Below are 2,649 nucleotides of genomic sequence, written 5' to 3' on the forward strand. Positions count from 1 at the left end.
GTTAGCAAAAAAAGTTAACAGCATTATATTAATCCCCCCTTCTAATTCTTATCTTAATTTGTAGTGTCTCCGTTTATATAAAATTGGTTTTCCCACTGCGTAACCATTAATCGCATACAATGGGCATGGCATGCATAATTCTTATTCTTTCTTATTCTTTCTTCGCTGGAATTTGGAAAATCTAATGCGGTTACCCTGAATGTGATCTGCTGATTGGTTGACAATAGAATCGGATGGATTTATATAGATACTATGTATATCCAAAACAGGAGAATCCATCCATTTCACACTCACGCTCTCCTGATTTCACGATTAGAGAATAAATAAATTGAAAAAGAGGAATAAATCATGAATACAGAGCGTTTGCTGCTTGATACCGATCACAAGGGTAACCTGAAAGGATTGCCGAAATTTCCTCCCAATAAACAGGTAGAAGTCATTTTTCTGGTCATTGACAAGCCAAAGCAAAATAGTTTTGTGCGTCGCTTTCCGCATCGGGACATTGCCGGAAAAATCCGTATAATAGGTAACATTTTTAACACTGCTTCTGAAAAAGACTGGGATTTACCCAAATGATTATTCTGGATACGCACATCTGGTTGTGGTGGGTCAACGAAAACATTGATCTCATTGGACAGGTCAGAAACGATCTGATCCAAAGCACTGACATTGTCGCTGTTTCTGCCATAAGCTGTTTTGAAGTCGCATGGCTTGATGCACACGGTCGGATTGAACTGCCATGCAGCAGAACGAGCTGGTTTGAAAAGGCACTGGAAGGATCCGGTATTAATCTTTTACCCATAACACCAGCTATTGCAAGTATCGCTGTGGATTTGCCTGAACATCATAGCGATCCACAGGACAGGATAATCATTGCCTCCGCCCTGAGCTATGATGATGCGCAACTGATGTCAGCAGATGGAAAATTCCCCCGATATAAAGAACTCGCTGACAGGTTGCTATAACCCGGCACAATCATTCTGGCGGTTCTTGGCTTATAATCCTCCGTTTATAAATTAGTTTTCCCACTGCGTAACCCTTAACCGCATACAATGGGCGTCTCAAGCATTATTCGCCTGTCCCTTATTGGTTTTTCCAAAATATGCCATAAATAACGAACGATAACGATAAAAAGGAACCGTATATCCGTCCGTATGTTCGACAGAGCTACAGGCCATCAGCCTCAAGTGTTTTGCTATAAGGTTTGAACAAATTGAGCATTTTTGCTTGAGCTACTTCCAAAATAGAGTCTCTAATAAAAGAACTTGCCTCCAATATTTCTATGCCGATCAATTCGCCGTTTTCATTTAATTCAGCCGTTACATTTGGGCTTAACTCTACACTGTTTGTTTCCAGTTCCTCGGAAATAACAAGATGCAAAATATCCTCATTTGTAAAATAGGATAATTTTGGTTTATTCATGTACAAACCTCCCCGTTTTGAGACGGAAATTAATTTGTTGCCGAGTGATTGAATGGATAGTGACATGGATTATTTGAGAACATTCTGTTTCATAAGCTACCATAACCAACTGTTCAACATGATTACCAATTACGATAAGACGTCTTGTAGTGGTATCAAGATACGTTTCCCCAGAATATCGAATCAAGCTTTCCACCTTTTGAAGGTCAAAACCTCGCAGGGCAGCCCTGTATCTTACATATTCTGTCCACACAATAGTGAACTCGTTTGGAAATCCCAACGTTACCTTCCATTGACATATTTAGCATTCGGATATTGACCAGTAAACCACATCCGTTGTTTTCTTGTCAAGGCTTTGATGCTTAAATTGCAGACTTTTTTAGTAGTATCAATTCTACGTTAAACGTTTGAGAGAATAAATACCATTAAGTCCGGCAATACTTTTGGGTGTTTTTTCATTGACCGATAGGAAGTAGCTTTTAAATTGCCGGTATAAGCCAGACACAAATGCTTTGCTGCCTATAATGCCCGAATCTGTAAAATAACGGCTGCGGTGCAAAAACCTGTCCACGCGGCTGATTTCATATGAGCGTTTTCGTTCTTTATTTACGATATCAGCAGGGATAGTCTTTTTGTTTTTATGTTCAGAACGGTCAATCGCCCCGGCTTCGTATACATATCGCCGATACCGGCTCAGCAGCTTTTTTTTATCCGAATGTCCGAATTCTTTTAAACCGAAATCCCAGGATAGAAAATCATCCTTGTTGCCGGTTTGAACATGGTAGCCTATTGAATTCCACCTGTAATCATCAGGCCGTTCAACTATTCCGGCACGTACAGGATTCAAATCAACAATATATGCCAGACAATGAATCAGTGTATTGCCTTTTTCCACTATAACGCTCTTAAACCGATCCGACCAGAGTGTTCCTTTGCGATTACGGCTTTTATTAAAACTTCTTGAAAACGTTTGTTTTATCTCTCTCATAAACTCAGACAGGCTTGACCATTTTTCTTTGTACCGGTCAATGTGATCTGCTGAAAAGCATTTGTCGTTTCCATAATAAAGCATATATCTCTTTTTTACTTCTTCATCGCTTATAGTCGTTTCAGGATACATCTGAATTAATAGATGAAAATGATTGCCCATGATGCAATAGCCAAGAACATCGGCAAAATAGATTCTGCTCAAATGCTTGATAATATCGACAAGCCTGTCTTTCTCAA

General features: G+C 39.5%; 4 protein-coding genes. 2 read left to right on the forward strand and 2 right to left on the reverse strand.

Translation table 11 applies throughout. The features are described from left to right. Positions 1-348: 348 nt before the first annotated feature. Positions 349-576, forward strand: a complete 228-nt coding sequence (locus tag VXK47_RS06785; protein ID WP_435548014.1) for a hypothetical protein — start codon at positions 349-351, stop codon at positions 574-576. After that, complete coding sequence (locus tag VXK47_RS06790; protein ID WP_435548015.1) at positions 573-965, forward strand: type II toxin-antitoxin system VapC family toxin; 393 nt, start codon at positions 573-575, stop codon at positions 963-965. The genes VXK47_RS06785 and VXK47_RS06790 overlap by 4 nt, the downstream gene beginning before the upstream one ends. 202 nt (positions 966-1,167) lie before the next feature. On the opposite strand, the gene VXK47_RS06795 is transcribed toward VXK47_RS06790, so the two are convergent. Both VXK47_RS06795 and VXK47_RS06800 read right to left on the reverse strand, forming a co-directional pair. Next, positions 1,168-1,422 carry a DUF2283 domain-containing protein gene (locus VXK47_RS06795; protein WP_435548016.1) on the reverse strand — a complete coding sequence of 85 codons (255 nt, stop codon included), beginning with the start codon at positions 1,420-1,422 and terminating at the stop codon, positions 1,168-1,170. Positions 1,423-1,816: 394 nt separating this feature from the next. Beyond that, positions 1,817-2,649, reverse strand: an 833-nt coding sequence (locus VXK47_RS06800) for a transposase (protein ID WP_435548017.1), incomplete at its 5' end; no start/stop codon positions are given.

Source organism: Desulfobacterium sp. N47 (assembly GCF_051233685.1).
GTDB lineage: Bacteria > Desulfobacterota > Desulfobacteria > Desulfobacterales > RPRI01 > RPRI01.

What these genes read in the sequence shown, in the direction of transcription:
- VXK47_RS06795 (WP_435548016.1), bottom strand. Translation starts at nt 1,422, where the DNA reads ATGAATAAACCAAAATTATCCTATTTTACAAATGAGGATATTTTGCAT.
- VXK47_RS06785 (WP_435548014.1), top strand. Translation starts at nt 349, where the DNA reads ATGAATACAGAGCGTTTGCTGCTTGATACCGATCACAAGGGTAACCTG.
- VXK47_RS06790 (WP_435548015.1), top strand. Translation starts at nt 573, where the DNA reads ATGATTATTCTGGATACGCACATCTGGTTGTGGTGGGTCAACGAAAAC.